1 pseudogene is annotated in these 2,002 nt (G+C 26.5%); it reads left to right on the top strand.

Annotation, left to right across the window (positions count from 1 at the left end):
* Window positions 1–7: 7 nt before the first annotated feature.
* Window positions 8–2,002, top strand: a pseudogene (locus DOK76_RS13220) (YobI family P-loop NTPase); the annotation flags it as partial.

Genomic DNA, 2,002 nt, shown 5'->3' on the forward strand with positions numbered 1-2,002 from the left:
GTTTTATATTGTTATAAATGCTGTCTTAAAACAATTCAAATTATCTAAACTAAGTGTGGGAAATGTGGCTATCGAAGGAAACGAAACTAATGTTTCTTATTTTAATAAATATATAGATGAAATAATATATTACTTTGAAGTGAATAAATTTAATGTTGTAGTGATTGAAGATGTAGATAGGTTCGGAACTATCAAAGTATTTGAACATTTAAAAGAATTAAATATCTTATTAAATAATTCAAACCAAATAAATAGAAATATAACTTTTATTTATGCATTAAAAGAAGATATATTCTCAAAGATTGAAGAAGGAATTGAAGAACATGAATCTGAATTAAGGACGAAATTTTTTGAATTAATTATCCCAGTAATTCCTGTGCTAGATGGTTTTAATTCTAGAGATTACCTTATACCACTACTATTAGGTAAAGAAAAAGAGCGTATTATAGAAAAAATTATAAGAGAATCGGTAGGAGAAGTTAATAAGCAACCAATAGAAGAATTAATTAAGATAATTAAAGATAATTCGTCTGATCGATTAGAAGAAACACTAAACTCAGAATTTATTAAAATAATAACAGAAGTGTCAATTGAAGAAGGAATCGTTATACTTATATCTAAACTTATGGAAGAATTAACAGAAGATGAAATAAGTATATTGATCAAAATAATAGAAAAAGAGCCATCTGAAGGGCTAAAAGAAGAGTTAATTGAGGAAATAAAAATAGAATCAGTAAACGAACTAACAAAGAGTTTTAAAGAAGGCTCAATGAGGTTAGTAGTCGACAGTGTTATTAATGAACTGAATGCTGAGTTAACTGAAGAAGCTGAAAATGCTTTAAAAGAAAAGATAAAGAATGAATTAATAATAAAAGAAACATTTCTACTAATGATAAATGGGGAGCCTGTTAAACAAACGAGAGAAAAATTAACTAAAAGTGCTAAGTATAATCTAGACAGCAAAATGAAAGTTAATGTAATTAATGAAATAACTGAAAATTATACGTTAGAAAATGAGTTTAAAATCTTTCTAGGTGATATATCATTGCATATTCAAGATTTAAGGATATTGAATAATATAGTAAATGAATACTATACATTTATAGATGTTCACGGAAATTTATCAGGTAGCTTTGATAATAAAAGATTATTTTCTCTGATTACACTAAAAAACTTAATTCCTTCAGTATATACAGAACTTCAAAAGTCAGAAGGGATTCTATATAAAGTGATTGCAACAGATGAATATGAAAATAGCTTTACAGCATCTTTGAAAGAAGACCTTGAAATTTTAGAAGAAGAATTAAAAGAAATTGAAGCTGAAATAAGTATAGATAAACTTAATGCAGTAAGATTATTCTTTTTTGAAAATAGATTTACAAATGAAGATAGAATAAAAATTAACAAAGAGTGGTATGAACTCTCACAAGTAACGACTAAGTTAATAGAGAAAGCTATATCAGCAGATGGTCCAAGTGAAATAGAGAGTTATTCCCATAGACATGGTAATATTAGTTTAAATAAAAATAAATTGATGCGAGTATTCAAATCACCTATTCATGAATTGCAGTCTAACTTAAGCAAAAAAAATAAAGAAGTAGCCAAGATGAGAAATGAAATTAATTCATTCAACCGCTCTTCTTTGCAATACAAAATAAGTAAAAATCTAATTTCAGTTGAAAGTCTTTTTATTGTATCAGGTGAAGATTCTCCGGAAAATGAAGAAAAAGGAATTAATATTCCTACTAGTCACAGATTAGAGGTAACTAATCGCGAAAAAGACTTATTATTGTTTTTAATAACCAACGGGTATTTAGCCGAAGACTATTCTTCATATTTATCAATTTTCTACGAAGGGGCAACACTTGTATCAAGTGATAAAAATTTATTGGTAAAATTAAAATCAAATCAAAGAATAGAATTTGATGAAGAAATTTTTGATACCTCGGTTGTAATTAAAAATTTATCTTTAAAAGATTTTGAAAGGCCGGGTATTCTTAAT

It is taken from the genome of Candidatus Vagococcus giribetii, assembly GCF_017316185.1.
Taxonomy (GTDB): domain Bacteria; phylum Bacillota; class Bacilli; order Lactobacillales; family Vagococcaceae; genus Vagococcus; species Vagococcus giribetii.